This is a genomic window from Marinobacter halophilus (assembly GCF_003007685.1).
GTDB lineage: Bacteria > Pseudomonadota > Gammaproteobacteria > Pseudomonadales > Oleiphilaceae > Marinobacter > Marinobacter halophilus.
Genome location: NZ_PXNN01000013.1, coordinates 27,041 through 52,827 on the forward strand (window position 1 = coordinate 27,041; position 25,787 = coordinate 52,827).

The window sequence follows — 25,787 nt, forward strand, 5'->3', positions numbered from 1 at the left end:
GCCACGTTATTCTTTGTAACGTTATGTTTCATTTCGACCGCCAGCAGACTATAGCCGAGCACCTTGCGTACATTGCGTGAGTAACATCACATTCAGCCATTACGCAAACGTCATTTAATGTTCAAGCATGATGGCAATCACAGGTTTACACTGTTCATTAAGCATAAAAGGCCCACGAACGCTGATGACAATCGCATCGGAAACCACTGATGTAGCTCACGTGTACACATCTTTGAGGCCTGATATACTAACCGACTTTACCAACGGTTCCAGATGGCACCCAATGACCACCCACATCCTGATTTGCGACGACTCCGCACTCGCCCGCAAGCAAATGGCCCGGGCCCTGCCGGCCGGCCTGGCGGACGACATCCTGTTCGCCACCAACGGGGAAGAAGCCCTGCAGATTCTGCGTGAGGGCAAGGCTGACCTGCTCTTTCTCGACCTGAACATGCCGGAAATGGACGGCTATGGGGTTCTGGAGCATATCCGCAAAGAAGATCTGCCGGTGCTCACTATCGTGGTGTCTGGTGATATCCAGCCAGAAGCCCGCGAGCGGGTGCGCAAGCTGGGCGCCATCGATTTCATTAAAAAACCGACCGACACCGGTATGGTTACCGATCTGCTTGAAGAGTATGGTTTTTACCGCCCGGGCGAGCTTGAACATGCGGCTTTGCAAGATGCCAGCCTGAAAAGCAAAAACACCAAAGCCCCGGAAATCTCGGTCAGCCTGAACGACTACCTGCAGGAAATCGCCAACGTGGCCATGGGTCGTTCTTCCGATCTTCTCGCCCGCCTGCTCAAAGTGTTCGTCAAACAACCCATCCCGAAAGTCGCCTTTATCGCCAACTCCGAGCTGCACATGGCCATCTCAGCCGCCCAGCGGGAAGACGACTACTCCGCCGTGTGCCAGGGCTTCACCGGCGCCGGCATGGCAGGCGAGGCGCTGCTGCTGTTTGAAGACGCCAGCTTCCAGCAAATGGCGGAACTGCTGCATTACGACGTTCTGGAAGGCGAAGCGGTCAACGTAGAAGTGTTGATGGACATGTCCAGCATCCTGTTCGGTGCCTTCCTCAACGGCATTGGCGACCAACTGGACCTGAAACTGGGCCTGGGCCACCCCACCGTGCTCGGCCAACATCGCCCGATCAATGAACTGCTGGAACACCACAGCCGGCGGGAAGAACAGTTGCTGTGCATTGAAATCAGCTACGCCATCGAAAACCGCGACATCCATTGCGATATGCTGATTCTGTTCACGGAAGACTCCGTGCCCTTTCTCGAAAAACGTCTCGAATACCTGGTGGATTAACCATGGCTTTTCAGAACCCGGAAGCAGACGCCTTTCACTGGCTGGTAGACATGCTGGAATCGGTCGAGGTTGGCCTGGTGGTGCTGGATCTCGATTTCCGTGTGCAGGCGTGGAACGGCTTTATGGAAAATCACAGCGGCATCACCGCCAGCCAGATCCGCGATCAGGTACTGTTTAACGCCTTCCCGGACATCCCCAAAGCCTGGCTGACCCGCAAAGTCGATGCCGTGGCCATGCTCAACACCCGGGCCTTTACCTCGTGGGAGCAGCGCCCTTACCTGTTCCAGTTCCGCAACACCCGGCCGATCACCGGCACCGAAGAATTCATGTTCCAGAACCTCACCATCAGCCCGCTCACCAACACCAACGGTGAAGTCAACAAAGTGTGCCTGCTGATCTACGACGTCACCGAATTCGCCAGCAGCAAACGCGCCCTGGAACGCGCCAATGAAAAACTCGCCAAACTGAGCATGACCGACCGCCTCACCGGCCTGCTCAACCGCGGCACCTGGGAAAACCTGGTCGACGCCGAATTCGAGCGCTACCGCCGCTACGGCCAGGCCACCAGCCTGGTGATGTTCGATATCGACCACTTCAAACCGGTCAACGACACCTACGGCCACCTCGCCGGCGACGAAGTCATCCGCCACACCGCACAGATTACCCGCAGCAGCGTGCGCCAATCCGACAGCGCCGGCCGCTACGGCGGTGAAGAATTCGGCATTATCCTGCCAGAAACCGACGCCGAAAACGCCCGCATCATCTGCGAACGCATCCGCGACGCCATCGAGAAGTCCATCGTCACCACCAGCACCGGGGATGAGATTCAGTACACCGTCAGCATGGGCATCGCCCAACTGAGCGGCGAGCCAGAAAATTATATGCAGTGGATGCAGAAGGCCGATGAGGCGTTGTATCAGGCTAAAGAGACCGGGCGGAATCGGGTGGTGGTGGGGAAATAGGATTGGGGTCAGACCCCCGGACATTTGGTGCGGCCAAATGTCTTGGGGTCTGACCCCACTTTAGAACAGGCGGTCGATCAAACTGGTGATTGCCCCGGTGATTGGGGCCAGCAGTCGACCGAGCAGGCCATCGGCGGTGGTCAACACATGGCGATCGAGCTGCTCGGTCACCTCGCGCATGACGGTCGCCAGGGCATCTGATAAGAAGTTGGTGGGCAAAGTGGCGTTCTGATTGATGGGCTCCGGTGCCTGTTCCAGCAACAGCACCTCCAGAACCAGCGTATTCAGCGCCGAGTTGATGGCTCCGATCAGGGCATCGGATGCAGCAGAACTGTCCAGCGCCGCAACCTGCTCCAGAGTGCCCCCAACACCGCGCAAGGTGGTGGCCAGAAGGCTAGTGACACCGCTTAACACCGGCACCGGCTCCGCTTGCTGATCGGTTGCGTCCAGAATGTTCTCCAGATTGATCACCAACTGGACCACCGGGCCCAACAAAAATGCCGTATCCTGTGACAACCCTTGTCCGGAGTGTTCACCCCCCTCTCCGCCAAAGCCTGCACCGAACGCCTCAAAGGCAGCGCCCAGACGATCAAACGGTGCGGGCAGGCCTGCAGTGTCGATAGCCTGCAGTCGCTCCGCTGCCGCTTGCACCGCAAAGGTTGCCTGGGCCACGTCGTCCGGTGAGCCCGCCTCCGTTACTGACGATGCCGCCGCATCCAGCGTCACCAGCAAGGTATCCAGCCCATTAATCAACTGGGCAACCGCCTGTTGTGTCTCAGCGTTCGGGTTCGACATATTCAACGTGTTCAGACCACTGACCAGCTCCTCCCGGAACAATTCCAGCGGGCCCGTGAAAGCACTGTTAAAGCCCGAGCCGGCGGTCAACGGTACCGGCATCGATACCGGCGACCCAGAAAAATCCTTGCCCCGCGCGATATTCAAGGGTGCCACTTTCTCGAGGCACTGGCTGTGGGCCGGCGTTAACCCGCCACTCCCATTCACCACACCCAACCCCTCAAGCTCGGGGTCGACGGTGTAAACTTCAAAGCACATCTGTGCCGGCTGCCCCGTTACCGGGTTGCTTTCCATGGCGTTAACCCAGAAAAAACCGTAGGTGTCACCAGCCTGGTACATGGCCTGATTACGCTGTTCATCCTGCAAAGAGCGGGTTTTTCCCGCAGCACCGCTGACCACAAAGCGGGTACGGCCACAACTGTCTACCGGCTCCAAAAGCTGAAGATCGTGGTCGTGACCGGTCATGATGAAATCCGCGTAGTCGCACACCCCCTCTTCCAGAAAATCTTTCCACCGCTGGCCAGAGATCACCGGCAGAATGTAAGAGGGAATGAAGTCGTAATTGCCCGCGTTGCCATGCAAACCGTTGGACAGATAGGGATGATGGGCCATGGCGACGTTGAACAATGCCTGAGACGAAATCAGCTCGCTCTGCGCCCACAGCAGCTGGGTCATACCATAGTTTTGCCAGGTAAAGCGGGAGTCGGCATCAGCCACCAGCGACGCTATCGGATTGGAATCCATGGATACCACCGTCAACAGGGGCTTCCCATCCCGCGTTCTGGGCATCAACGCGGTGGGTATCTCCGCGCTGTTGAAGGCATAGTAACGGGCCGGCATTCGCCATCTCGGGCTATTGCCCTCGTAGTGGTAATCCACCTGCACATCGCCCCGGCTGTTGTTCGCGCCGTCGCCGCCGACATACCCGGTATTGTCGTGATTTCCCAGCACCATATAAAACGGCGTGTCTCCCATCGGCTCAAACGGTTTTTCGAACTTATCGATAAACTGAACGTCATCCACCGACGTGGCGCCATCCTCATAAATGTTGTCGCCAAAGCCCAACACAAATTCACAAGGGCCGGTATCGATCGCCTTAAGCGCGCACACCTGCGCCATGGCTTCACCCACCGCGTATTGACCGGCGCTTCCCGAGCCCGAATCCCCCATCGCGATGAACTGAGTGGCCGCCACGGTGGGCGCACCCTCACTATCACTGGGCGTGCTGACATCCGGCTCACCCGTGGAAGGTGGCAGCGAGCTGTCATCTTCTCCGGAACCACCACAGGCAGCCAGAGTGAGCGGTAAAATCACCAGTGCTAACAACTTGAACCGAACGTTCATACCAAAGACTCCATTGACTGAGCGGCCGCGAGCACAGCAGCCAATTTCTGTTGGTGGCGCTCACTTGCCGCGGGCGCCAGCAGGCTGGTTTGGACCGTTCTGGGACGTGACGGGGTCAGGTTATGGGTGATCAGCCGATACCGTTCACCCGGTTGTTTCGCGGCCACCTTCACCAGCTTGCGCTTACCCGCATCAAGCTCACCCTTACGGCTTTCATCTGCGATCGACGCCACATAATGGAACTCTGCCTGAGCGCCAAACCGGTCCACGTCCATCAGAATGAAGCCCCGCGTTTGCAGCTCTGCGTATTTCACATGGGGATTGGTGGTGCGCACCGCCACCGCCGCAAGCTCGGCAAGGCCGGCGGGAAACCCCGGTGACGTCACCGCAGGGCAAACAAATTCAACTGCCAGGGCATTTTGAGCAAACAGATCGCCCACCAGAGACGCCGGGTTACGGTAGATTTCATTGGCCCAGGAGGTATGGATATCGCCGGTAAACACCACCACGTTTTCAACAGCGTTGTCTTCGATGGCATCCAGAATGCGAGTGCGGCTTGCGGTATAGCCGTCCCACTGGTCCATATTCAGCCCCTGCTGGGTAGTGCCGTAGGGCAATTGGTCCGAAATCAGCTCAGGCTGGGGCAACTCGGCCAGGTTCAGTTGCGCGAACATCACCTGCTGACCAATCATCTTCCAGACACTGGTCGACGTTTTCAGGCCGTCGGTGAGCCAATTCATCTGGGTGTCACTGATCAGCCGCCGGTCGGGGTCTGTCCGCTCCGGACCGAAAGGCAGCGACGCCTGAGCATCCCGGCCTTCAATGCGGGTATCCAGCATCCACAAATCCATCAGATCGCCATAACGAAACCGGCGCCACAGGCGCATGCTGTCTTCATCAAAAGCTCTGACGGGCATCCACTCAAAGTAGGCCTTAACGGCATTGGCCTTGCGTGTTTCCCAGTCGCCTTCGGTTTCCGGCTGATGGTTCTCAGCGCCATCTTTAAAGGCGTCGTTGGCAATTTCGTGATCGTCCCAGATGCAGATCATCGGGTACTGCTGGTGCACCGCCTGCAAGTCCGGATCCTGCTTGTACTGACCATGGCGCACCCGGTAATCAGACAGTGAAATGATCTCGTTGGCGGGCGTGTGTACCCGGTTAGGCACGGCTGCCGGGTCATCGTAATTGCCTGGTTCGTATTCATAGAGGTAGTCCCCCAAGTGCAGCACGAAATCCAGATCCCGCTCATCCACCTTCGCCAAGGCGTTGTAGACGGAAAAGTGCCCGTACGGCAGATTGGAACAAGAGACCGTCGCAAAACGAACCCGCCCTACCCGTTGATCAGGCTTTGGAAAGGTTCGGGTACGTCCGACAGGCGACACATTGGGGCCACAGCGAAAGGCATAGTAATACCAGGCATCGCTGGCCAGGCCTGTGGCATCCACCTTCACACAAAAATCGGAGCTTGCGTCTGCGGTTGCCGCAAACAGCTTAGGCTGCGAAAGGTCTGGAGCACGGCTCACCAGCAGCTGCACGGGCAGAGAGGTTTCGGTGGGCAGCTCCGGCGTCACCCTGGTCCAGAGAATCACCCGGTCATCCAACGGGTCTCCGGAGGCAACACCATGTTCAAAGAACCCCACCGGCTCATTACCAGGCTGCCCGTTACGCCCGGGGCCGGGGCCCGGCCCGGCAGGCAACTCCACCGAAGAACCAGAATCACCACACCCCACCAAAGAGAAAGCCGGCAGCGCCAGCGACGATGCGAGGAAAGATCGACGTTTCATTGTTTTCACCCAGAAGCTGTATTCAGACCAGGATTTTATAGAGCGATCGTTGCATTTTTATTGCATAACATATTCTATGCCGCACAATATTACAAAAAAATTTTTGGGGTCAGACCCCCGGACATTTGGTGCAGTCAAATGTCTTGGGGTCTGACCCCAAATTATAGAGTCAGTTGATAGCGGGCGTAGCGCCCCTTGCTTTGGATGGGAGCAAGCACACCTTGCGCGACCAGGTTCTGAAGGTCGCGGGTAGCGGTGGCTTTCGAGCAACGGGCCAGGTTCTGGTACTTCTTTGCGTTAATTCCGCCTTCAAAACCTGGAGCATCGTGCCCGAGCATTTTGCGAATCAGCTTCAACTGTCTGTCGTTCAGATCACGGTTGTTCAGCGAATCCCAGAAGCGGGCTTTTCTAACCACATACTGGATAACCTGGATACTGCCGTCCAAAGCCTCAACAACCCGCTCACCAAACCAGTTCACCCACGGCGTTACATCCAGAGTCTCTTTTGACGCTGTATTCAGTTGCTGGTAGTAAGCTTTCCGATGCTTACTTAAAACCGTCGCCAAACTCATCATCAACGGCTGCTCTAACATCTGAGAAACGGCCACATCGGCAATCGCCCGGCCTACCCTGCCATTACCATCTTCATAAGGATGGATAGTTTCAAACCAGAGATGAGCAATTGCAGCACGGGCCACACCCGGCAACTGTAGTGAATCGTTATTGAACCAATCGAGAAACACCTTCATTTCCGTCGGCACTCGTGCCGATGGTGGAGCCTCGAAGTGAACGGTAGGATTGTGCACGGGGCCAGAAACAATCTGCATAGCATCTGAGTGCGTGCGCCACTGCCCAGCCGTTGTTCGCGCATTCGAAAACGGACTTAAACCAGCTTCAGGGAGAACCAACTTGTTCCAATGGTGCAGCCGCTGCTCCGTTAAAGCTTCACCATAAAGGTCCATCACCTCAAGAATGACTGCCGAGATACCCGCTGCGACCGGGTCATGCACCGCAACCTTCTCATCCGGTTTCAGGAAATGATTCTTGATGGAACTGCGCACATCTTCGTGATTGAGCGCCTCACCCTCGATGGCGCTGGTCTCAATGGCAGCACTCACCAGAAGATCCAGCCTTGCTTCGCTTCCGAGATCCTCCGGAACAACTGCCATCGCTCCCAGAATTCTCTGTGAGGCTGCTTGCGCTTTCTGCGTCCAAAAATCCGCTGCCGCATGATCAAAGCGAAAGTGCGGCCAGTCTTTCAGTTCCCAGGTATGCATTGCGTGAGCCATTGAAATAAGTTTATCGGCTCATATTATGAGATTTATTGAGCCGAAGGAAGCGCTCTATCGGCTCAACAGTTCTTGGGGTCAGACCCCCGGACATTTGATGAGGCTAAATGTCTTGGGGTCTGACCCCAAACGTGATTTCGTGGCCGCTTTCGCGGAAGGTTTGGGACATGGCTGCGCCTACCTGACTGAAGGCACGTGTCTTGGTTGTGTATGAGTCTATCTGGTCAGCAATCTCAGTGAGTTTTTGCGCTAATAACTCAAGATCTGTGCTTACCTCACCCATTGTCAGGCCGCAGGATTGGCGGGCGAAGTTTTTCAAGTAACTCAAAGGCCACCATACTTTCCGGCCAGCCAGGGTAAGCGCGGGCACATCACGCTTCAGGTAGGGAGTGGTCGAAACAATGTCGTAGGTGGGTGCCAACCAGCGTTCTCCAAACGGCTCACAATACAACATGCCAAAGTTCTTCAGATGAGCATCGCCATTGCGCACGGCCCATGAGAGCAGTACAGACCTGAATAGCGAGCGCAGCCCTTCCCGGCGGTGTTGCGGGGAGAGAAATAGCGATAACGTTTTAGCCAGCTTCTCATAACTACCAGTATATTTATCCTCAGGCAGCAATCCTTGCAGAACACAGGCATCTTCGAAACCCAACCACGAACCATCCGGCCGCCGGTCAAAACGAGACATGATGAACAACCGGCCATTATCAGAAAGATAGAAGTCCGGTACCGATAACCCGAACTCCCGGGCCAGACTCATGCAAAAATACTCATTGGCTGCCAATTGCGGGTAGTCATCGCCCCAGGTCTTTACAATGTAGCCCTCAGTGCGAAGCGTCGATTTTTCAGAGATAAAGGCCGGCACCAAAACTTTCGGTTGCACTCCAGAAACACCAGAACGAAGCGCGTACTTGTCTACGAGCTCCTCAAACAACGCGTCGTCTTTGGCAGCCAGCAACCCGCCCAACGATTCGCCCTCGTGCTCATCACCCTCCCCTGAAAAATCGTCAGCCGTAACGACCACTCGACCAACCTGGTGCCGACCCAATGCTGCCAGCACCGTCAAATCCCCGGAGCCGTAGAGCTTGGCGACATGCTTTCTGATGATGTCGCCTAAATAGCCCTCTGGCAGATTCTGGGCAAAGATCGGATGCACACCGTCAAAAGCATAAGACGCCTCACTCACCGGCATGGTCACCGACACCGCTGACCGTTCGGGCACACCTTCCCGATACACAAACACCGATGGCTCCGGCCGTTCCGGCGAAGACAAATCACCCACAACGTCACCGGACACCTCTACCCGTGCCCGGCGAACAGAAGTCATTCCAACCCCCGTTCATTATCTCTCTGAAGGTCTTTTAACGTAGGTAATCCCCCCATAGCACGCACCGAAAACTCCAACCCCAGAACAGCGAGCACCCGTTCCAGCTTGGCATAACCCATTTCCGGAAGGTGCTGATTTTCCAGTTTGGACAGGGTTGTCCGGTCAACGCCCGCCATATCAGACAAAGCCTGCATGGATAAGCCTGCGCGTTTGCGTTCTTTTCTGATATGGGGACCGAGTTCAATAAGGGTCATGTGGATATACTCTACATTTCGACGAATATCTTAGAGATTGTAGCGTATATTCACGATTTAGCGAGGGGGCGCTTCGGAAATGGGCGGGGAACTGAAGTAGATAGCTTTGGAGGCTGGCGCTGACAGAAGGGTGGAGTCTGACCCCGAGGGGTCAGACCCCTTTGTAGCCTGCGAATTTTAAGCCGCACCCAGCTCAGCTACGGGGTCTGTCCCTACGGGACTGACCCCAAACGCACCAACTCAAACCAAGGTGCATAAACCAAATCGGGCCGCTAATTCAGCGGCCCGATTCAATCAATCCTGCTGCCAGCTCTGCACAGCTTCTTTGCCATGCTTCTCACGCCACTCATTCAGAGTTTTGTGATTGCCACCGCGGGTTTTAACCACTTCGCCGGTGTGCGGGTTTGTATAGGTTTTCATCGGGCGCTTGGCGCGGGTGCCTGTTGAGCTATCCGCTTTTGCACCTGAAATAGAAGGATCAATTGCCGTCAGAATCTGCAGGAAATCTTTAGGTGATTTGTCATACTGCTTCATTAAATCACGAACTTTGCTTTCAAATTCCAGCTCGCCTTTAAGGGCCTGGTCTTTTTCAAGCTGTTCAAGCTCTGCGGTAAGCTTTTCCATAAGCTGTTTTTTCTGGTAGTAATCGTTAATCTTTGCCATGGAAATATAACCTTATATTTTGGGTCTTCAATTAAAAATTGAATATGACTGAAAGTCAGGCGCAATAATAATAAACAATTCGCAAATTGGCAAAGTAAATTATTTAAAGTCGATAAACAAAAAAAGCTGACAATGTTGTCAGCTTTTTATTTGGGGTCAGACCCCCGGACATTTCATGCGGCCAAATGCCTTGGGGTCTGACCCCAAGTTTAAATATTAGGCAGCTCTATTACGCTTTGGGTGAGTTTGATCTCCACGGCCAGCAAGCAGTCCTTTTACGCTTATATCTTCGTCCAGGTTATCCCAATGAATGCCGTGAACACTCAACTCAAACTCTTGCAGCTCCTCTTTTGAGGCGCGCAAGAGTCTCGGAAACCAGGCCAGCGGTGCGCCGATGGTTCTGCCATCAGACAGAAGAACCCACAAATTATCCTCATCAAACCAGACTTTCTCAGGCGAAATAGTCATGCCATGCCTCCTCCAAACACTTCCGGTTTTGCTCTGTTACTTCCAACAATACCCGAATTGTACGAGCATCAAAACCGTCATTTCTTGCGAGAGCCACCTCAGGAGTCAGCCAAAACTTGGCTTCTTTCCCGGCAGAGCGCACGTGAATGTGTGCAGGTTCAAACGGCTCCCCTTCATTTGAATAGAAAAAGAACTTGAAACCCTGATATCGAAATACTACGGGCATGAAACTCTCTCCGTCCTTGGAGTGATGGTGATTGGTGATTGGCGCCTACAAAGGGGTCTGACCCGTAGGGTCAGACCCCTTTGTAGGCTGATTGATTTGGAGACCGAACCACGAACTGATTACAACCGCAAATCAGCCTGCCCCAGCGGCAACACGCCTTTCAGATCAAATAACACACCATTACTGTTACCAAACGCCCGCAACTCCTGGGCCGACAACTGAGCGTATTCCCGATGTGGCACGGCCAGCAATACCGCATCGTATTTACCCTTTTCAGGTTCTGGCACCAGAGAAATACCATACTCATGCACGGCTTCTGAATTATCAGCCCAGCAGTCGGTCACATCGACATTACAGCCAAAGTCTTCAAGTTCTTTAACCACATCAATAACACGGGTATTGCGCAAATCCGGGCAATTTTCTTTAAAGGTAAAGCCCATAACTAATACCCGGGATGTGGCAATCGTCTGACCCTTCTTGATCATCGCCTTAACCAGTGCGGCTGCAGCGTAAGGCCCCATGTTGTCATTTACCCGGCGCCCCGCCAGGATAATCTCCGGGTTATAACCAATCGCCTGCGCTTTATGGGTCAGATAATACGGATCCACACCAATACAATGGCCGCCCACCAGGCCAGGCTTGAATGGCAGGAAGTTCCATTTGGTACCGGCGGCGGCCAACACTTCATGGGTATCAATGCCCAGGCGCGCAAATATCATGGACAGCTCATTCATCAGCGCAATATTCAAATCCCGCTGGGTATTCTCAATAACCTTTGCCGCCTCAGCCACTTTAATCGAGCTGGCTTTATGGGTGCCGGCGGTAATGATATCGGCGTACAGGGCGTCCACTTCCTCGGCAATCTCCGGAGTAGAGCCAGACGTCACCTTCATGATCGTCGTCACCCGGTGCTCTTTGTCACCCGGATTGATCCGCTCCGGGCTGTAACCGGCGAAGAAGTCCTGGTTGAACGTCAGGCCAGACACCTTTTCCAGCACCGGCACACACACCTCTTCCGTGGCGCCCGGATACACGGTGGATTCGTAGATCACGATATCGCCCCGCTTGAGCACCTTGCCCACGCTCTCACTGGCCTTCACCAACGGCGTCAGGTCCGGGGTTTTGTATTCATCAATCGGCGTGGGCACCGTCACGATATAAATCTGACAATCGGCGATGCCGTCCAGAGAGTCGGTGAACGACATAAACTTGGATTCCGCCAGCTCATCGGCAGACACCTCACGGGTAAAGTCCACGCCATCCTTAAGCTCGGCAATGCGCTTGCTGTTGATATCAAAACCGACCACCTCGCGCTTCCCGCCAAAGGCCGCTGCCAAAGGCAGACCCACATAGCCAAGACCTACCACTGCAATCTTTTTCATTAATCCTCCCATTTTGGGGTCAGACCCCAAGACATTTTGATCGGTCAAATGTGCGGGGGTCTGACCCCACTATTTGATGTTCTGCTGATAGGCTTGATCAAGCTGCTGCTGGATCAGCCGGGTAGTCTCAGCGCTCACGCCAAGCGCCTTCGCCGTGGCGGAAAAATCGGCCAAGGCATTCAGTACACGATCTATTCCCTGTCTCGCCTGTTCCCAGCTGGCAAAGCCTGCTTCGGCGGCCAACTTTTGCATGGCCTTCAACGGCGGATTCTTGCCAAACCCGGCGTAAGCCGTGCTGTGTTCGCCAAACCGGCCGGGGCTGAAGGTCACGTCATAGAATGGTGCAGGCTGCCAATCACCACCATCGCTTTGCAGAAACGCCCAGTTCTTGCTGTGATCGTCCTGGTTCACCGCGAACAAATTAAACACTGCGCGCAAAAACTGCAGCTGCGCCGCGTTAACGCCACGGCATAACTGGCCACTGGCTTTGATCAAATCCTCATAATCCAGGCTGGGTGCCCGGAAGTCCGCATCCAGCAAACCGCAGGCACTGTGCAAATGAATGCAACCGGGCACATCCTCTGGGCGCCACACCCGGTCAAATCGCTCAACCGCTAACCAGGCCCTGGCACCCGATGCCTCGGGAGCCGGCAGAAGCTGCCAGCGGGGAGGCTGCAATCCCGCGCGTTCTGCCAATGATAAATAAACCGCTTCACACAGCCCTTCTTCATGGCCTAGCGGCAGATTGGCAGAGGTAAACTTAACGAGGGGCAAAACTCACTGGGCAAGCACCTCATCCAGTGAACGGGGCATAGGCTCTTGCTCCGCGCTCGTCAAATCCTGTAACCGATGAAGATCATCCACGCACTGCCACAACAGCAAAAACTGCCGTAATGAAATCTGCCCCGTGGTTTCAAACTTCTTGATGGTGGGTGCCGGCACAGTACTGCGCTCCGCCAGCGCCGCCCGCGACCACTTCAAGGTCTTCCGCCGCTCCTGCACATACGCCGACAAAGCAACCTGTACATCCCGCCCTGAAATTAGATTCACAGAGACACCTTCATATCCAAAAACCTGTTAATTATATCAAATTGGACACAGTAGTATCTATTCATAGTTGGGGTCAGACCCCAAATCTGTTAGTTCGGTATCACCACAGCAGCCTCAGGCAGGCTATCACGCAACTTCCCCTGCAACGCCCGCTTAGCCCCATCATCCCCATGCACAATCCGGATCTCGCTGGGCGGTTGGGGAATGCCTTCCACAAAGCGCAGCAAATCTTCCTGCCCGGCGTGGGCGGAGTAGCCGCCGACGGTGTGTACCTGGGCGCGGATGTCATACCGTTCGCCATCCAGCTCTACCCAGCCACCGCGAGGGCCGTAGGTGAGAATGTCCCGGCCGGGAGTGCCGGCGGCCTGGTAGCCGACGAACAGCACGTCATTACGGGCTTCACCCAGCATCGCTTTCAGATAATTTACCACCCTGCCGCCGGCGCACATACCGGAACCTGCGAGAACCACGCAAGGGCGGTGAGATTTGGCCAGATAATTTACGGCGTTGAGGTGATCTTCGTGGGAATTGATAACGGTGAGCTGTTCGAAGGAAAGCGGGTGGCGGCCAGAGCTGACCACGGCTCGGGCTTCTTCGTCCCAGAAGGGCTTAAGGTCGCGGTAGATTCTGGTGAATTCGGCGGCCAGGGGGGAGTCGACGACGATTTCGAGGTTGCGCCAGGTGAGAGGCTTGCTACGGGGTCCGCTACGGGGTCTGTCCCCTTGGGGACTGACCCCAAACGCACCAAGCCTAGAGTCAGCCGCTGGCAGAAGGGTGGGGTCTGACCCCAAGGGGTCAGACCCCTTTGCAGCCTGCAAAATAGCCTCATCACCAAACTCCGCAATCAGCCCCTCAATCTCATACAACAATTCCTGAGTCCGGCCAATGCTGAACGCCGGGATCAACACCGTGCCGCCGTCTTCCAGCGCGTGCTCCAACACCGCTTTCAAACGATAGCGCCTCGTTTCACGGTCTTCGTGGTTCTTGTCACCGTAGGTGCTTTCAATCACCAAGCGATCTGCCCGCTCGGGCGGCGACGGTTCCGGCAACAGGGGCGAATGCGGTGCGCCCAGATCGCCGCTGAATACGATCCGCTCAGACTCCGCACCAGACACCGCATCACATTCCACATAAGCCGAGCCGAGAATATGCCCAGCCCTCTGTAAGCGAACCTTCAGGCTCGCGCCACCCTCATCAAACACCGAATGCCATTGCCCATAAGGCACCGGCACAATGCGCGAGCGAATCACATCCAGCACCCGGTTGATCAAGCCACGGTTACGGGTGAAGCCGATTTTCAGGGCGTCTTCCAGGATTTCCGGAAGCATGATGGCGGAGGGTTCGGAGCAGATGATGGGGCCGTCGAAGCCGGCGGCGAGCAGGTAGGGAATGCGGCCTACGTGGTCGATGTGCACGTGAGTGACCACCAAAGCGCGGATGTGGCTGATGGGGAATTCGATGGCCAGGTCTTCGGCAGTACTGCGGGTTTTGGCTTCGGTGCCCTGGAACAGGCCGCAGTCTATGAGGATGCCGAGGTTTGGTACGCGCTTGCGACGGGGTCTGCCCCCTTGGGGACTGACCCCAATGGCACGAGCTTGAGCTTGGGTGGAGTCTGGCGCTGGCTTATGGGTGGGGTCTGACCCCAAGGGGTCAGACCCCTTGATAGCCTGCAACAACCGGAGTTCATGGCATGAGCCCGTCACACCATCTACAGCACCATGATGAATAATATCTATCATGCAACAATCCTTGTTCTACCGGAAACAATCAATTAAGGCGAATAACCTTACCACCCGATTCCTCGGCACCCATCCCGTGGCCGCCGCTGCACCAAACCAGGTCAGACATTTCATCGTTCGGCGAATAACCGGTTTTCGCCTCTTTCAGCAGTTCAATCACCAAACCACAGTCAAAAGTCTGGCTCGCCCTGGCGAACTTGCCCAGCAAGTCCTCAACCTGGGTCCACGGCATGGATACTTCTCTCGCCATCATAATACGGGGATGTGACGTTCCCTGAGGGTTGTCACCAATCAACAACTCCTCGTACAACTTCTCACCTGGGCGCAACCCCGTGTAGATAATCTCGATGTCACCATCCGGCTGCTCTTGATCTTTCTCCGCCAACCCCATCAGATGAACCATCTTACGGGCCAGATCGGCGATTTTTACCGGCTCGCCCATATCCAGAACAAACACCTCGCCGCCCTGCCCCATGCTCCCAGCCTGCAACACCAGCTGGCTGGCCTCCGGAATGGTCATGAAGTAACGAATGATATCCGGGTGGGTAACGGTAATCGGGCCACCGTCACGAATTTGGTCGCGGAACAGTGGTACAACAGACCCAGAAGAACCCAGTACATTGCCAAAGCGCACCATCGAGAAAACGGTTTTGCTCTGGCGCTGCGCCAAACCTTGCAGTACCAACTCAGCCATACGCTTGCTGGCACCCATCACATTGGTCGGGCGCACAGCTTTGTCTGTGGAAATCAACACAAAGCGCTCAACACCGGCCGCAATCGCCGCCTCGGCCGTGTGCCAGGTGCCGAACACGTTATTCTGAATGCCTTCAATCACATTATGCTCAACCAAAGGCACATGCTTGTAGGCCGCTGCGTGATAGACGCTTTGAACACCAAACGCCCGCATCACCGCTTCACCCCGGCGGCGATGAGTAACACTGCCTAGCACGGCATGCAGCGATACCTCCAACCCTTCAATCTGATTGATGGACTGCAATTCACGCTCAATGGCATAAAGCGAAAACTCCGATTGCTCAAACAGAACCAAAGCCTTGGGCTTGTGCCTTAAAATCTGACGGCAAAGTTCGGAGCCAATGGAACCGCCCGCACCCGTAACCATCACCGACTTACCAAACAGCTCTTGAGCGACAATGGCGGCATCTGGCCTCACTGGATCACGCCCCAACAAGTCCTCGATTTCCAGGTCACGAATATCGTTGATCCGAGCCTGCCCGGCCACCAGTTCAGACATGGAGGGAACGGTCTGAACGGGAACAGAAAGCCTCTCCAGGACCCGCATTAACGCTTTACGGTTTACCGGCGTCGAGTCCTCAAGAGCAAGTAGAACGCGAGAAGCGCCGAGCTTACGAACTGCTTTTTCAATATGGTCAACAGAATATACGGGCAGATTGCCGATCAGCGACTTATGGTTAGAGTCAACCATCGAAATAAAGCCAATAGGCCTGTATTCGGTGCCCTGCGCCAATGCAGATGCCAACTGCATTCCCTTCATACCGGCGCCAACGATTAGTACGCCGTCTTTGACCTTGTCACCGCGCCACCGAACCACTGCCCGAACCGCAAACCGAGTTCCAGCCACCAAAAGGAAAGCAAACGCACCGTAGATTACAGGTACAGAGCGAGGCACCAGCGTCTGGAACAGAAAACCGAAAACAATGAGTGCCACACTGGAGATAATTACGCCGCCGATAATCGCCAAAAAAGCATGTTCACTCAGGTAACGAATAACTGCACGATACAACCCCAACTTGACGAAGGCGCCAATCGTGACCAATACCGTTGCCATTGATACCCAAAGCTGCTTTTCTGATGGGAGCCAAGCCATGCTTTCAAAACGCAAAGCAAAGGCGCACCACACAGCAAAGGACAGCAACGTAAAATCCGTCAAAACAGATATCAGCCGCTTTATAGGGCGGGGCAAACCCAGTACTTTATTGATCAATGTGGATTTCAAGTCGCTGCCCCTTGCCTTAATTTATGCCGTCCGAAGTCATCACTCCAACAACAATCAATGGCGCACCCTGTCACCGGCACCCTTTCCTGACACCGTCATAAAAATATACCGAAAATAGTCAAAGACACTCAAAGATTTAAGCATCTTTTGATCCATTTCAGCTAGTAGCTCCGGTGTGGACATGTCGATATTGTTGACCTGAGCTAACCCGGTTATACCCGGTCGCACCTCCAGCACTCCCCTCGATTCCCTTTCTCGAATCAGCTCTTCTTGATTAAATAAACATGGACGTGGCCCAACGAGGCTCATTTCACCCTTAAGAACATTCCAAAGCTGTGGCAACTCATCCAGTTTCGTACGCCGAAGAAAACGACCAAAAGGCGTGATGTCAGCAGAATCCGCCATATGGCTTGCGACAGACGCCGTACCTTTCTTCATTGTGCGGAACTTCACCAATATAAATGGTTTCCTGTTTCTGCCAACCCGTTGTTGAGTGAAAATTGGTGAACCGGTGTCAAAAAAACCAATAACAACAAGAATAACCAATACCGGAAAAATCAGTATCAGCCCAAATAACGAAATACAAAAATCGAGAATACGGATCACTCAATTACCCCAACCTTAATGTAAATATAGTCACAACTTACTCTGTTTGGATGTCAGCCGCGCATAAGATCTACCTGAATCAACCAAGGCATCACGCGCGCTTACTTTAGTCTGCCACCCCAAAAGCTCTCGGGCTTTGTTCGAATCCACTTGTAGTGATCCACAAAGCTGATCAACCAGCGCCTGTTTACCAAACAATCGCGCCACCCCCTGTAGCAAAACCAGCGGAAACGGCAGCTGAACAAGGCGTGTGCGCATACCCAGAGCGAGCAAAGCCAACATCTCCGACAGCGAGTAATCCTCTCCATCTGAGACCAAAAACGTCTCGCCGCCCGCATCAGGGTGCCGGGCACAGCAAATCAGGAAGTCGACCAAATTCTCCAAGGCAATCATGCTTCGCTGGTTATCCACTGAACCGAAGGGCAACGGCAACCCTCTCGCTACCAGCCACATCAAACGCTGAAAGTTCCCCGGAGCATCCCCTGCGTATACCAGTGGCGGCCGAACAATCACCAATTCTACTCCCGTCCCAGAGAAGAACCTGCTCAGAGCCTGCTCTGCCTCCCACTTTGAAACCGCATAGTCCGAAACCGGACCGGGGGGCGTTAATTCGTTGAACGGAGATGTTGACGTCTGGTTGCCATTAACCCCTATCGAGCTCACAAAAACGAACCGCTTTACTCCAGCCTTCAACGCAGCTTCGGCCACTCTTAACGAGCCATCTACATTGACACGCCTAAACTCCGTCAAAGGGTCCTCATGGCCATCATTTAATACATGGGCGCGGGCAGCCAAATGTATAACCACGTCCGCTCCATAAAGGCATTCACGCCAATGACTACCCTCAAACAAGTTGCCGGCGGCTCTAGTGGCAAAACCGAGCTCTGTTTTTTCCTCGCGAACCAAACCGATAACGCTATCCACTCCATTCTTGCGCTGTAACGCGCGACCCAACGCCGAGCCAACAAACCCCGAAGCACCTGTAACGACAACTCTCATCCGCGCGCCCCGATCACTTGATGGTAAACCGCAAGGGTTCTGTGCAGCATCCCATCAAAAGTAAATTCAGCTTCAAACCTTTGGCGCCCCGCTTTACCCATGCTCAGGCGAACCGCCGGATCGCTTATTACCTTCCTGAGTGATTCAATCAATTCCGTCTTACTATCCCTCGGAACCAGATAGCCTGTCACACCATGCCCCACGGTCTCACCAACTCCACCAACATCTGAAGCAATCACCGGCAGGCCCGCCCGCATAGCCTCCAAGACCGTAAGCGGCAACCCCTCCCATCGGGAAACAAGCACCAGAGCATCTGCGGCACTTAAACACGCAGGTACATCATCCCTGGACCCAAGGAACATCACACGCCCAGACAAGCCCAACGCCTGGGTAACCTCTTCCACACTCTCAAGGTTTGGGCCATCGCCAATAAACTCCAGAGTCCAATTCAGATCCTCAACACTGGCAAGCGCCTCGATCAGCGCGCGCTGGTTCTTGGGCTCTTCAAATCGCGCCACCATCACCAGCTTAACTGTATCCAGCCCTGGCTCAGGCGACTTATTACTAACAGGCACATCTGGAATACCGTTATGAACCACCACTAATTGATCGCCATCCGCCACTTTCGACTCAATAGCGATATCCCGATCATATTCAGAAACCGTAATGATCCGCGAACTCAACTTGGCCATGGCCCTTTCAATAAACGCGAATAGTTTCCGTTTTTGTTCAGAGACACCCTCTGTAAATGGCCATCCATGGGCGGTGTAAATCGCAGGAATAGATAGACTTCGAGCCGCCAAGCGCCCGAGAATGCCTGCCTTCGCGGAGTGAAGGTGAACAACATCCGGTTTCAATTCCGCCAGCTTTTTACGCAACTCGAAATAACCTTTCAGGTCCACCAACGGCGAAATTTCTCTCACCATGTAGCGCAATGGCAGGCACTCCAAGCCAAATTGCGCAGCGCGATCGACCACTACACCTTGCCCGCCCACCAGGACCATGACTTCGTGCCCAAGCTCTTGCATACCTAAGGCCAAGTCCAGCAGATGAACACTCGCCCCGCCCATTACATCAGAGCGGGTAATAACATAGACAATTCTCAAGCCTTGGTGCCCTCCTCGCTGGTTTGCCTGGCCGCTCCTTCGGTTTTAGTGAACACCAGAGGCAACATCATCAGTAACCACGTCATCTTCCGCCACTCGGCGTTACCGACAAGAAACAGGAGGAACAACATGAACAGCAGCAAACCTATAAACAATCGACTGTCACTCGGAATAGATCGGCAAGAGTACGAAGCTGCGCTCATCATCAACAGCCACAACGCCAACGCAACAATTCCACCCTCAACAAGCAAGCCCAGGTATACACTGTGGGGCGATTGCCGCCCTCCAAGCGCCTCCGCGACGGATGATCCAAAAGCCCCAGCACCAACGCCAAGCCAACGATTCTCTATAAATACATTCCAACCAGCTCCCCAAATATCGGTTCGGCTGCTAAGTGTCCCCGACTCCCTCACAGATACGCCTGATTGCCCTTGACTAACCTCGTTGGCAACAGCACCAGAATGCGCCCCCTCACCCTCTACCGGCTTAGGCTCCCCTTCTATTGCGGAAATCAGCTCGTGGAACGCACCGAGGCCACGCTCCGTGGCGGCCATTGGCGTTAGGCTTATGAGTATTCCGTATGTAAGCCCCCAAAAGGCGACGGTTTTCCAACGAACCCCTCTCGCCAGGCCAGCCAAATAGGCGACCAAAGCGAATAAAGTCAGAATCATAAGCACAAACCCCGTGCGGGAGCCGGTAAGGCTGATGGTGACCAGGCCAGCGGGTATGAGCGCTATCAACAAACCGTATAGCCAAACTGGCATACCATTCTGCCGCAAACCAACCACAGCCATAGGAATACCTACCGCAACCGCAGCCGCCAACGTATTGGGGTTCGTCCCGGGCGCAGAATAGCGCTCATGGTGAGATTCAATACCAAGTAAATACTGGTGAAAGGTGCCGATCACCAAAACCCAGCACCCCAACGAAAAGGCGACCATCATCTGCTTTACCAGAGAGCGATCGGCAATCTGGAAAATCAGAAACGCCATAACGCAAAGCTGGGTATAAGTACTGACACGCGTAAACGATGCCGGGCGGTCTATAGACCAAAACACACTGAGCCCGCTAAAAATAACAAAAGCAAACCCAAAACTGAAAAATATATGCCAATAAACACGCTTGTGAATGGCCATATAAAGAATCAAAGACAGTGCTGACAGCGCCCCGAAAACCTTAGTTAACGTACCCACTCCCGGTATAACAACCATTTCTTCCCATGGAATCGAGAAAACAAAGAGCAGGATTAGAGCTCGAGAGAGAGTACTTATATCAGACGCTTTTATGTGCATTGATCACCTCAAAACAGCTTGCCAAAGTGAATCAAAGCTCGTGATCATGCCCTTTAAAGAAAATCTGTTTTCTATTCGCGTTCGAGCTGCAGCCTTACGCGATCCCCATTCATCCGCGTCCAAGATTTCATTAATGGCCTTCTGCACAGCCGCCGCAAGTTTGTCAGAATTCCCTGGCGGCACTATCCAGCCGGTATCACCCACAATAAGCGATGCGTCACCAACATCGGTTGATACACAGGGGGTACCGCACGCCATTGCCTCTGCAATGACATTGGGAAAAGCCTCACTCAAACTCGACAACACATGAAGATCCAGCGCACTCATCACCACTGGAATATCGGCCCTCCGGCCGGCCAAAATAATCCGTTTCTCAAGACCCGCGTCTTCAATAAACTTCATCAACTTGGAGTTACCAGAGTCCATTCCCTCACCCACGAGTAAACAGCGAAACTCCACACCGCGTTCATCGAGCTGTTCCAAAGCAGAGATCAAATTCCCGTGATCCTTATACGGATCAAAACGAGCTACCATCCCTATCAAGACATCACTTGCGGGTATTTGAAACTCATGCCTTATCACCTCAGCCGAAGATGGTAGCGGTTTAAAGCGAGCCAAATCATACCCGTTGGGTATAACCGTCATCTTGCCTGTGCAATAACCAAGCCTGGCATGAACCTCTGCCGCCTTCTCAGCGCAAACGGCAATCCTCGCAGGTAACCAAGAAGATATTCTCGCACACAGTTTTGCCACCAAGATCGTGGAACGGCTGGATTTTCCGGGTTCCAGATCTGTGTTTCGGATACCCCAAACAATGGACCGAACGCCAGCCAGCCGCCCCAACAATCCGCCCAGAAAGTCTGCATGGTACATCCAGGTTTGAATCACATCCGGGCGAGCTTCGCGTATGAATAGCCACAACCGGAAGAGCCCTTTAACCGTCACTTTGCCTCTGGGCATTCCGGCACAGTACACCTGAACACCGGCTCGCCTAAGCGGTAAGCCATATACCCCCTCGTCCATAAGCGAAATAACGTGATGAGCGTTGGAGTGATCAGCACGGCAAAGTCTTGCCAACACGCCCTCGGCGCCACCGCTATCAAGACTGGTAATTACGTGTAGAACCCTCATTTCCTTATTCTCTTCGGGAAACCCTGTCATTCTCTGAGATAATTTCTTGCGCGAACATAAAGTTGACCATAAACGCCACCACGCAGTGCTGAAATTGAATCTGCCAACGCGTTATCTTCCGCCAGTTGAGATGAGACCGGATAAGCCTCAAGGAATACATACAAAGAAGCCAGCCAAGACATTACTTCATCTAGCGAATTACTTCCCTTCGTCCGAGCTTTCAGCCAAGCATTCATGGAGCGGTCCAACCCCTTTTCATTAAAGATGCCAAGCCCCCGAATAACGTCACTGTTAACCCTAGACTCAATGACACCCCGCAAATCATTACGAAGCCACTCACCATAGGAGTGATATGACTTAGGCAACCGGTCGCCTTCTGCTGACTCGTCAAGATAGCGTGCACCCGTCCTGGCCCACGGAATATCTAACAGACGGCCCGGCAAAATATCCAGAATATGCCCGTACCACTTATCTCCACGCTGCTCGGGAGCCAACTGCCACATCAAGCCGAACACAGAAGGTGCGGTAAACATCTGACACAACGGGATCTCACGGCCAATGTGAAGCATGCACCCCTGCAGCATACGGCGCATGTAATGCATTTCCTGCTCGATCTCACAGTTACGCACCAGAGAATTCTCAGCCCGATAGTGGCCTGAACAGCGAACGTCCCGCAACAACCCAGGCCCTGACATTTTTTTAACGGAGTGCTTCAGAAGGCCGAAGGGGTCAATGTTAGTAGGCAGGATTGGTTTTAAATCTCCTACGCGAACCCCAGAGAACTCGGCTCGCCCTACGCTATCCCCATAGCTGCCCGCCAGAATAACGTCCACGCCACTCAAACCAGAGATGGCAGGCATAGCGTGTAAATGCAAAGGCGACACCTCAGCGCCCGCGCGCCCAGCAACATCAATGTTGTCTCGCAGTGTTTCAACAGAAATAGGGAAATGCTCAAGCGCCCACCCAAACTGATGGGCAATACGTTCCGCATAAACCACATCCCGAGAACCGGCTGCTCCCCAGGTCAATGCCACCACATCAAACCCGCCAGGATTCTGCTCCTGAACCTTGCGCAAAACCCCTGCCACCACGCGACTGTCCATTCCACCACTCAGCAGAATGCCGACAGTGGACGAACCTTCAATGTAACCCTCAAGCTCTGACTGGAGCGTTCCAACAAACTCCTTTACAAACTCATCCTGATCAGGAACTCGATTACGATGCTCAGGTAGCGGCATCAGCTCCCAACCACCATCCCCATTCGGCTTCTCAACCCAAGGTGCTCTTTCAATTCCCGTGACCAGCGTTCGATTCCCGAGTAGATAAGGCAAACCTACCTTGCAGGCAACCGCTATAGGGTCCAACTCCACGGGCTCACCCTGGGCAACCCGGCGATCCAACAGCTCCCCTATGTCTAGTGAACAAAAGTCCGGCGTCCCGGTATCGTAGAATGGGTAAACGGCCCCAAGATGCCCAGCCAGCTTTGTCCACCATCCCTGATAACCTTCCATTACTGCGGGATTCCCGCCAGCAGTTCTTGTCACCTTGCTCATATTATTAACCCACCTCTTGAGAAGGCGACGCATTAACCACGTTTGCGGGATGATTCGGCAAAAGAATATCCAGATAGCCCTTCACTGCTTTATCCACAGAGAAGTCCTGCGCCCTGCACTCAACGTCAGGATGCGAGGAATCCGTCAGGGTTTTCAGTATGGCGGCAGCCATCAGCTCAGCATTACCAATCGGCACTAAACGCCCCCAACGCCCCTGTTCAAGAATTTCCGAAGGGCCATCAGGACAATCGGTAGAGACAACAGGAGCTCCACAGGCCATCGCCTGAATCAATGCTCCCGGCAGCCCCTCCCATGCAGATGACAGAACAAACAAAGAAGCGGCACGCATATAAGGGAAAGGGTTCTCCTTAAAGCCCGCAAGCCTTACATCGTTCTCAATGTCCAGCTCCTTTGCCAGTGCGGAGAGCTCTGCTTCCAATCCGCCCTCACCCAGAATAACAAGCCTGACCGGCATCGCCTTCCGTACCAGGGCAATTGCCTGGATCAGGGTGGCGAAATCCTTCTGCGGTGCCAACCTTCCTGCACCAAGAACAACGGGGATCGTGTTGCCCGTAAACCAATCATCCTTTAGCGCCAAATGGCTTTTCTCGATCAGGGCGTTGTCTACCACCGGGTTGTAAACAGCCGTGACTTGTTCAGGGGACAAGCCAAGGCCCGCCACAAGGTCCTCGGCAACGCCTTGAGACACCGTAATCACATGATCTGCCGACGGATATGCCAAGGCAACGAACCGTTTCATTAACCTTGCCCGTAAGGTGCCGGCATTGGATGCAGAAACCGACAGGTTGGCCCTTTCGCTCACCACCAACCTGAAAGAAATACCAGAAAAGCGGCGCGCAATGATAGCGGCAATGTTTGCGTGAGCAAGCGCGGAGAGCATGGCATCAGGCCTGAATTCCCGGATATACCGCACCAGACCGCGAATACTTAGCAACACGCGTGAGGCGTTAAGATCGATAACGTTTACCGATTTCGATATCTGGTCAAGGTAAGCGCCCTCGGCCTTTGCTAAAACCAGGTCCACCTCGTATCCCAGGGCTGAATAGCTGTTGGCCAGAATAACCATCACCCGCTCAGCTCCGCCACCACTTACAGAGGGTACAAAAATCGCCAAACGCTCCTTCATTCCAGTTCGCTCCAGATATAAATGTGCTTACCACTGGCATTACGGGGTAACGTTGCGGGCGTCTCCACATCAAGGCGTATATCATCTCCAAAAACTGCCTTGATGTTCTTGATCAGAATTGGTCGCTCCTCGGCGAATAATTCCAGGTTTTCAATGGCAAGCCTGACAACCAGATGATCAAGGCTTTTCTGAACCAGTTGATACCGACCAAACGACTCAAACGGCCTGGTTTTCTCTGCATCCTTGAAGTACATCATCGTGCTCAGCGCCGCAGTAGCAAAAGTGCCGTTTATCGTTCTGAGGATACTGTTGACTCGACCAGCTACCTCCTTCATCACAGGCCACGGCCTGCCGCACTCACAAAGTTCCCCAGACCAAGACGCCATATCACCAATCCGATACCTCAAAAGCGGCATAGCCTGATTAGTAAGCAAAGTCACAACCACTTCACCAACTTCACCCTGCTCACACGGGCTTCCGTCTTCCCTCAGTATCTCTACATGATGTGTATATGGATTGATATGCAGCCCGTCCTGCTCTGCGCAGTTACAGGCCACATCACCAACCTCTCGAGAGCCGTATCGATTAAACACCCGAGTTCGGAAAACCCGTTCAATGACTTCCCGCATATGGGGAAACAGCGTTCCAGCAGACGTAACAATCCCGTCTGGCGAGTGGATTGAAAGCCCCTCACGTTCAACCAAGCGAGCCAACTCAAAGGCACTCTCAACGTAAGCCGTGATCTGCGCCGGGCGCACCGTATTAATGACATCCACAAATCCCCGCAGGTCTGCTTCAGACATACGGAATGTATTCAGCGGATACTCATTTCTTAAAAATCGCCCAACTCGCGCTTTCCACGATTCCCTTCCAACCAATAAATCCCGCTCTGACCCCCACAGGATCACCCGCGGCGCACCGCCCGAATATCCCGACCAATCATCAAATAGCGATTTACCCGCCATACCATAATAATGATAGCTGCTGTCTTGAATAAAACGTGCCGGCTCACCAGTGCTGCCACCACTGGTATTGACGTGCCATTGACGGCCATCAAGGTCATCAGAACTGAGATCTTCAAAATGCTCACGTAGCATTTTCTTATCAAGCAACGGCAGGCTTTCGAGTGCAGCGCAAGGGTTTGCTTTTATAGCGGCCGTATTAAAGCCCGCCATCGCAAACTGCTTCTGATAGAGGGGGACATGCGTGTTAGCGTGCAGAAGCATTCGGGCCAATGCGTCAAGATGATCCTGCTGGCTTTGATCAGCGGGCAAATACTGCTTTTTTTGCCACTCCTGATGAAGCTGAATTTGCGGCCCTCTTCCAGTGAGGCGCATCCAGCCCCGGTATAGGCCGACTCTCATCTTAGTATTCACATCATGT

General features: G+C 54.0%; 23 protein-coding genes. 2 read left to right on the forward strand and 21 right to left on the reverse strand.

Features of this window, described 5'->3' with window-relative positions:
• The first annotated feature begins 283 nt into the window (after positions 1–283).
• Entirely contained in the window at positions 284–1,312 is a 1,029-nt protein-coding gene (locus C7H08_RS09980; RefSeq protein ID WP_106671605.1) for a response regulator, read from the forward strand.
• A gap of 2 nt (positions 1,313–1,314) precedes the next feature.
• On the forward strand, positions 1,315–2,274 hold the full coding sequence (locus C7H08_RS09985) for a GGDEF domain-containing protein (protein WP_106671606.1): 960 nt from the start codon (positions 1,315–1,317) through the stop codon (positions 2,272–2,274).
• A 60-nt stretch (positions 2,275–2,334) separates the two neighbouring features.
• Here the strand turns inward: C7H08_RS09985 and C7H08_RS09990 are convergent, their stop codons facing one another.
• The 21 genes from C7H08_RS09990 to C7H08_RS10090 all read right to left on the reverse strand — a co-directional run bounded on the left by C7H08_RS09990 (position 2,335) and on the right by C7H08_RS10090 (position 25,780).
• Complete coding sequence (locus C7H08_RS09990; protein WP_106671607.1) at positions 2,335–4,413, reverse strand: metallophosphoesterase; 2,079 nt, start codon at positions 4,411–4,413, stop codon at positions 2,335–2,337.
• Positions 4,410–6,197, reverse strand: coding sequence for an alkaline phosphatase D family protein (locus tag C7H08_RS09995; RefSeq protein ID WP_106671608.1), 1,788 nt, complete (start codon positions 6,195–6,197; stop codon positions 4,410–4,412). Before C7H08_RS09995 ends, C7H08_RS09990 begins: the two co-directional genes overlap by 4 nt.
• Before the next feature lie 161 nt (positions 6,198–6,358).
• A complete protein-coding gene (locus tag C7H08_RS10000; RefSeq protein WP_165793952.1) occupies positions 6,359–7,474 on the reverse strand; it encodes a Fic family protein in 1,116 nt (371 codons plus the stop codon).
• Positions 7,475–7,589: 115 nt separating this feature from the next.
• Entirely contained in the window at positions 7,590–8,813 is a 1,224-nt protein-coding gene (locus C7H08_RS10005; RefSeq protein ID WP_106671610.1) for a type II toxin-antitoxin system HipA family toxin, read from the reverse strand.
• Positions 8,810–9,067, reverse strand: a complete 258-nt coding sequence (locus tag C7H08_RS10010) for a helix-turn-helix domain-containing protein (protein ID WP_106671611.1) — start codon at positions 9,065–9,067, stop codon at positions 8,810–8,812. Before C7H08_RS10010 ends, C7H08_RS10005 begins: the two co-directional genes overlap by 4 nt.
• Positions 9,068–9,361: 294 nt before the next feature.
• Positions 9,362–9,730 (reverse strand): histone-like nucleoid-structuring protein, MvaT/MvaU family, encoded by a 369-nt coding sequence (locus C7H08_RS10015; protein ID WP_106671612.1) that lies wholly within the window; start codon positions 9,728–9,730, stop codon positions 9,362–9,364.
• 216 nt (positions 9,731–9,946) lie between these two features.
• On the reverse strand, positions 9,947–10,198 hold the full coding sequence (locus C7H08_RS10020) for a DUF2442 domain-containing protein (protein WP_106671613.1): 252 nt from the start codon (positions 10,196–10,198) through the stop codon (positions 9,947–9,949).
• Positions 10,182–10,424 carry a DUF4160 domain-containing protein gene (locus tag C7H08_RS10025; RefSeq protein WP_106671614.1) on the reverse strand — a complete coding sequence of 81 codons (243 nt, stop codon included), beginning with the start codon at positions 10,422–10,424 and terminating at the stop codon, positions 10,182–10,184. The genes C7H08_RS10020 and C7H08_RS10025 overlap by 17 nt, the downstream gene beginning before the upstream one ends.
• A 119-nt stretch (positions 10,425–10,543) precedes the next feature.
• Complete coding sequence (tviB, locus tag C7H08_RS10030; protein WP_106671615.1) at positions 10,544–11,806, reverse strand: Vi polysaccharide biosynthesis UDP-N-acetylglucosamine C-6 dehydrogenase TviB; 1,263 nt, start codon at positions 11,804–11,806, stop codon at positions 10,544–10,546.
• A 69-nt stretch (positions 11,807–11,875) separates the two neighbouring features.
• Positions 11,876–12,580, reverse strand: a complete 705-nt coding sequence (locus C7H08_RS10035; protein WP_106671616.1) for a type II toxin-antitoxin system HipA family toxin — start codon at positions 12,578–12,580, stop codon at positions 11,876–11,878.
• A gap of 3 nt (positions 12,581–12,583) precedes the next feature.
• Positions 12,584–12,856 (reverse strand): transcriptional regulator, encoded by a 273-nt coding sequence (locus tag C7H08_RS10040; protein WP_106671617.1) that lies wholly within the window; start codon positions 12,854–12,856, stop codon positions 12,584–12,586.
• Positions 12,857–12,945: 89 nt separating this feature from the next.
• On the reverse strand, positions 12,946–14,595 hold the full coding sequence (locus tag C7H08_RS10045; RefSeq protein WP_227663097.1) for an MBL fold metallo-hydrolase: 1,650 nt from the start codon (positions 14,593–14,595) through the stop codon (positions 12,946–12,948).
• Between the two features lie 28 nt (positions 14,596–14,623).
• A complete protein-coding gene (locus C7H08_RS10050; protein WP_165793962.1) occupies positions 14,624–16,558 on the reverse strand; it encodes a polysaccharide biosynthesis protein in 1,935 nt (644 codons plus the stop codon).
• A 66-nt stretch (positions 16,559–16,624) separates the two neighbouring features.
• Positions 16,625–17,176: a sugar transferase gene (locus C7H08_RS10055; RefSeq protein WP_106671619.1), complete on the reverse strand. Its 552-nt coding sequence runs from the start codon at positions 17,174–17,176 to the stop codon at positions 16,625–16,627.
• Positions 17,177–17,206: 30 nt separating this feature from the next.
• Complete coding sequence (locus C7H08_RS10060; RefSeq protein ID WP_106671620.1) at positions 17,207–18,175, reverse strand: NAD-dependent epimerase/dehydratase family protein; 969 nt, start codon at positions 18,173–18,175, stop codon at positions 17,207–17,209.
• Positions 18,172–19,281, reverse strand: a complete 1,110-nt coding sequence (locus C7H08_RS10065; protein ID WP_207768309.1) for a glycosyltransferase family 4 protein — start codon at positions 19,279–19,281, stop codon at positions 18,172–18,174. Before C7H08_RS10065 ends, C7H08_RS10060 begins: the two co-directional genes overlap by 4 nt.
• Positions 19,278–20,573, reverse strand: coding sequence for an O-antigen ligase family protein (locus C7H08_RS10070; RefSeq protein ID WP_106671621.1), 1,296 nt, complete (start codon positions 20,571–20,573; stop codon positions 19,278–19,280). The genes C7H08_RS10065 and C7H08_RS10070 overlap by 4 nt, the downstream gene beginning before the upstream one ends.
• Before the next feature lie 3 nt (positions 20,574–20,576).
• Complete coding sequence (locus C7H08_RS10075) at positions 20,577–21,734, reverse strand: glycosyltransferase family 4 protein (RefSeq protein WP_308419928.1); 1,158 nt, start codon at positions 21,732–21,734, stop codon at positions 20,577–20,579.
• On the reverse strand, positions 21,731–23,074 hold the full coding sequence (locus C7H08_RS10080) for an asparagine synthase-related protein (protein WP_188445139.1): 1,344 nt from the start codon (positions 23,072–23,074) through the stop codon (positions 21,731–21,733). Before C7H08_RS10080 ends, C7H08_RS10075 begins: the two co-directional genes overlap by 4 nt.
• Before the next feature lie 187 nt (positions 23,075–23,261).
• Entirely contained in the window at positions 23,262–24,404 is a 1,143-nt protein-coding gene (locus C7H08_RS10085) for a glycosyltransferase (RefSeq protein WP_106671623.1), read from the reverse strand.
• Positions 24,401–25,780, reverse strand: a complete 1,380-nt coding sequence (locus tag C7H08_RS10090) for a phenylacetate--CoA ligase family protein (protein WP_106671624.1) — start codon at positions 25,778–25,780, stop codon at positions 24,401–24,403. The genes C7H08_RS10085 and C7H08_RS10090 overlap by 4 nt, the downstream gene beginning before the upstream one ends.
• Positions 25,781–25,787: the final 7 nt, after the last annotated feature.

What these genes read in the sequence shown, in the direction of transcription:
- C7H08_RS09995 (WP_106671608.1), bottom strand. Translation starts at nt 6,197, where the DNA reads ATGAAACGTCGATCTTTCCTCGCATCGTCGCTGGCGCTGCCGGCTTTC.
- C7H08_RS10020 (WP_106671613.1), bottom strand. Translation starts at nt 10,198, where the DNA reads ATGACTATTTCGCCTGAGAAAGTCTGGTTTGATGAGGATAATTTGTGG.
- C7H08_RS09985 (WP_106671606.1), top strand. Translation starts at nt 1,315, where the DNA reads ATGGCTTTTCAGAACCCGGAAGCAGACGCCTTTCACTGGCTGGTAGAC.
- C7H08_RS10000 (WP_165793952.1), bottom strand. Translation starts at nt 7,474, where the DNA reads ATGCATACCTGGGAACTGAAAGACTGGCCGCACTTTCGCTTTGATCAT.
- C7H08_RS10015 (WP_106671612.1), bottom strand. Translation starts at nt 9,730, where the DNA reads ATGGCAAAGATTAACGATTACTACCAGAAAAAACAGCTTATGGAAAAG.
- C7H08_RS10045 (WP_227663097.1), bottom strand. Translation starts at nt 14,595, where the DNA reads ATGATAGATATTATTCATCATGGTGCTGTAGATGGTGTGACGGGCTCA.
- C7H08_RS09990 (WP_106671607.1), bottom strand. Translation starts at nt 4,413, where the DNA reads ATGAACGTTCGGTTCAAGTTGTTAGCACTGGTGATTTTACCGCTCACT.
- C7H08_RS10070 (WP_106671621.1), bottom strand. Translation starts at nt 20,573, where the DNA reads ATGCACATAAAAGCGTCTGATATAAGTACTCTCTCTCGAGCTCTAATC.
- C7H08_RS10075 (WP_308419928.1), bottom strand. Translation starts at nt 21,734, where the DNA reads ATGACAGGGTTTCCCGAAGAGAATAAGGAAATGAGGGTTCTACACGTA.
- C7H08_RS10060 (WP_106671620.1), bottom strand. Translation starts at nt 18,175, where the DNA reads ATGAGAGTTGTCGTTACAGGTGCTTCGGGGTTTGTTGGCTCGGCGTTG.
- C7H08_RS10005 (WP_106671610.1), bottom strand. Translation starts at nt 8,813, where the DNA reads ATGACTTCTGTTCGCCGGGCACGGGTAGAGGTGTCCGGTGACGTTGTG.
- C7H08_RS09980 (WP_106671605.1), top strand. Translation starts at nt 284, where the DNA reads ATGACCACCCACATCCTGATTTGCGACGACTCCGCACTCGCCCGCAAG.
- C7H08_RS10010 (WP_106671611.1), bottom strand. Translation starts at nt 9,067, where the DNA reads ATGACCCTTATTGAACTCGGTCCCCATATCAGAAAAGAACGCAAACGC.
- C7H08_RS10025 (WP_106671614.1), bottom strand. Translation starts at nt 10,424, where the DNA reads ATGCCCGTAGTATTTCGATATCAGGGTTTCAAGTTCTTTTTCTATTCA.
- tviB (WP_106671615.1), bottom strand. Translation starts at nt 11,806, where the DNA reads ATGAAAAAGATTGCAGTGGTAGGTCTTGGCTATGTGGGTCTGCCTTTG.
- C7H08_RS10085 (WP_106671623.1), bottom strand. Translation starts at nt 24,404, where the DNA reads ATGAAGGAGCGTTTGGCGATTTTTGTACCCTCTGTAAGTGGTGGCGGA.